This is a genomic window from Pelatocladus sp. (assembly GCF_059505505.1).
The window spans coordinates 1-3,332 of record NZ_JCACKS010000173.1; the positions used below are offsets into that span (position 1 = coordinate 1).

General features: G+C 38.9%; 4 protein-coding genes. 3 read left to right on the forward strand and 1 reads right to left on the reverse strand.

From position 1 onward, the window contains the following. Positions 1–423: glutathione S-transferase family protein (locus AC5JMK_RS13860; protein ID WP_495910361.1), on the forward strand; the 423-nt coding region annotated here is incomplete at its 5' end. An 895-nt stretch (positions 424–1,318) separates the two neighbouring features. On the opposite strand, the gene AC5JMK_RS13865 is transcribed toward AC5JMK_RS13860, so the two are convergent. Next, positions 1,319–1,888, reverse strand: coding sequence for a helix-turn-helix domain-containing protein (locus tag AC5JMK_RS13865; RefSeq protein ID WP_495910362.1), 570 nt, complete (start codon positions 1,886–1,888; stop codon positions 1,319–1,321). Positions 1,889–1,952: 64 nt separating this feature from the next. Between AC5JMK_RS13865 and AC5JMK_RS13870 the strand changes: the two genes are divergently transcribed. Continuing rightward, positions 1,953–3,083: a hypothetical protein gene (locus AC5JMK_RS13870; protein ID WP_495910363.1), complete on the forward strand. Its 1,131-nt coding sequence runs from the start codon at positions 1,953–1,955 to the stop codon at positions 3,081–3,083. Continuing rightward, positions 3,080–3,292: a hypothetical protein gene (locus AC5JMK_RS13875; protein WP_495910364.1), complete on the forward strand. Its 213-nt coding sequence runs from the start codon at positions 3,080–3,082 to the stop codon at positions 3,290–3,292. Before AC5JMK_RS13870 ends, AC5JMK_RS13875 begins: the two co-directional genes overlap by 4 nt. Positions 3,293–3,332: the final 40 nt, after the last annotated feature.

The following is a 3,332-nucleotide window of genomic DNA, read 5'->3' on the forward strand; positions in this document are numbered from 1 at the left end:
GTGAAAGGGCTAGCTCCAGCACTAGATGCTCCTGAACGTGGCTATTACTATCAATGGCTGTTTTACGCCACATCTACATTAGAACCACCTGTAGAGCATTTTATGTTTAGTGTTCTACCATCACTACCGGAAAAAATCATACCAATCAAGGTACGCTTCGCAATTGACACAACTGAAGCTCTGCAATGGTTTGACCGAGTTGCCGAACCCTTGAAAAAATCCATTGTTGGTAACAATTACCTGGTAGCAAATCGATTTACAACTGCTGATATTGTGATTGGAGGGGTTTTGTTATGGGCGAAAAAGCTAGGGATGTTATCAGATAGTGACCCCTTGAGTGAGTACCTAAACAACTTAATGCAACGTCCTGCTTTCAGGAGTGCCGATGAAGATTTTTACGCCAAGATAGCTCCCTTGGTGTAGTTCATTACAAGTTATGAATGCTGCGGCGATCGCAATTATCCAAAGCGATCACTTCCGCGTACCGGAGGTTTTCCCTCTCGACTTAGCTGCTGTCGAAGCTCCTGCGATCAACGGTTAATAATTAATCAAGACGCAACCAATCGCGTCAAACTAAATCAAAAGCGCTCTCAAAAAAAAGGGGGCGCTTTTGAGTTTTTAACTCAAGCGTTGACTACTCTAGTTTTGGTTGGTTGAGCGTGTTAGCTAAGATTTTCAACTTATCGCTATATCTGTGCTTTACCTCGGTAGTTAACACCGGGTTTTTTTGTTGGGTGCGATCGCTTTCTAATTTGTATGTGGTTGACCAAAAATAATTACACTCGGTCTTTTATAGATAACGCGCTTAAACCTTACTACACCCTCGAGCTTGACAATAAGACCGGGTGTAATTATTCCTGTCCATGTGCTTATAAGCATCCATGTAGGAATAAGTTGGTCAACCTTGGCAGCGCCGTACCCGGCGCTGCCAAGGTTGACCAACTTATTTTTACATAACCCCTAACCAGATTTTCTGAAAATCTTGTGGAGTGGTATGGGAGGGAAAACTGTGCGGTTGACTGATATGGATTCTCTCAATGCTTGCTACATATCAAACGCTGTAATCCTTGATTATTCGAGGTTCATTTATTCCAAAGTTAAGGAGAATTGATATGAGATTGACTGAAAATCCGAAAAATAAGACACTCAGGATGTATCAAAAGCAAAACTCCTAATTTTTATTCAAATACACAAATCCAAGAGATAGCGTACTTTGCGATGTTGTTCTAACGGTGATATTAAATACTTCTTTATTAGTTCTAGCCCGGAAGCGAAGTTTTTTTTAAAATCTTCTTCCACACCTGGATTTTGTTTGAGGCTACAAAGGACGTGCTGCTTTTAATTTCGCTTTCAGCTTGTAGCGTACAACTTCATGTACTACTTTGTATGACGCTTCTATGCCTTCAACGGCTAAAAGCCAAGTACGAACTTCCTCATAGCTTTTAAATCCTTCTGGCTGTGACAATTCTTTTTTGATTAGCGATCGCACATCCAATGGAATGCTTTTTGGTCGTCCTGGACTCTTTTTTTGTTCCAATAGGCGGTTTAGGCACTTCCAAATAATAAAATGTCCCGCCCTCGCGTTGCGCCTGGGGGCGCAACGCCCACCAGTCCTTGGGTTGAGCCGAAATATATTTGATAGGGCGGGACATTTTATTTTCTGGAGATCCCTTAATCCTCCATCTCTGTAAAGCCGCAGCCATCTTTGTACCGTTATTCGCCCTCTTCCCAAGACCACCGCCAAGTGTTGCACCGTTTCTACTTGTCTTGTCTTCAACAAATACAGTGCTTGGACTCTTTCTTTGCCCAACCCTGTTTTTTGCTGTCTCAACAACTCTTGCAGTTCGTCCTGTGTTTCCCTTATCTCTACTTTGAGAACTCGACACATTGTTTTTTGCAAGTAATCTACCTGCAATTATATGTATCATACTTTTAGTGAAATGGTATGAGTTATGAGTCAGCCGCCTGATGACTTTGATCCCCAACAGCCTAATGCCAATTTACAGAAGCAGGCTGATAGTTGTATAAATGAAAATGCAGTTCTGGGTGATGAAAATATCACACTTCAAGGGAATGAGAATAAGGCAGTTCTAGGTAATAATAACACCGTATTTTATGGGAACAACAACCAAATACAGTTTGTTGTTCCTATCACTAAGAAGTTACAGCAACCTGAAAGAAAAATCCCTTCTTTATTACCCTATTTAGTTAACCGTAGCGAGCAGGAATATAAACTAGAAAAAAGAATCAAAAAGCTCAGAAAAAAAGCACCATTTTCTCCTCTAATCTGTATCATTCATGGTGATGAATTTCAAAGCCATGACAAATTTTTAGAACGATTGCATAAAGTTTCATTACCTAAGTTTTTAGGACAAGAATCAATTAAACAATATCATCTACCTTCCCCTCCCAAACTGAAGAACTCACATGAATTTTCAGATTACTTACGTAACAAATTAGCGGATATTGTTATCAAACGTAGTTCTGCTACTCTAGAAGAGATTAATGTTTTTTTTAATGAATGTTCTATTCCTATTCTTATTCATACTCATTTATTGACTGAACAATTGCAAAAACAAGAATTTGCAACTTTAGATAATCTACTGGATTTTTGGCACACATGGCCTACTAATCTCAACCAAAAATTAATAATTTGTATATTTATTAAATACCAAATTAAGCGTAAAAAGCACATTAAAGGTTCTGATATAATCAGCTTATCTTGTAGTTGTATAAGTTATTTTTTCAAACAATATCGCTACCAGAAAGTCAAGCAAAAAATTTATCAGCATCTAAACACGCTTTCAGGATCTAATTTTGATAAATTTAATGGTTCTTCAGTACTTGTTCTACCAGAACTAACTGGAGTGAATCGAAAGGAAGTTGAGGATTGGGTGCGTACGGAATATACTCAAAACGTTATTGGAAAAGCAACGGCTGATAAATTGTTCCAAGAAATTGGAGAGTTATTTGATAAATGGGAAGAACAAAACTCATCCAATGCAATTCCGATGGATGATTTAGCTGATAACTTAATCAAACTACTAAAATCTAACCTATCAGGTGAGGGAGAAATAAAATGAAGTTTCCGTTTTATTCAGGGATCGGAAACCGTCAAAAATCTGAGTTACCAGTCACTATACCAGTGTCTCCACGTTCTCAATTACTCCAGCCAGAGAATTATATTCCAGATGCAGGCTTGAAAGATGCGTGCAATGTGGCACTTTTGTTAGGACAACCTCTACTGCTGACTGGTGAACCAGGGACAGGTAAAACTGTGCGATTCGTTTAATCTAAATGGCTGAAATCGGCTCCTATAGCAGATTTCAGTC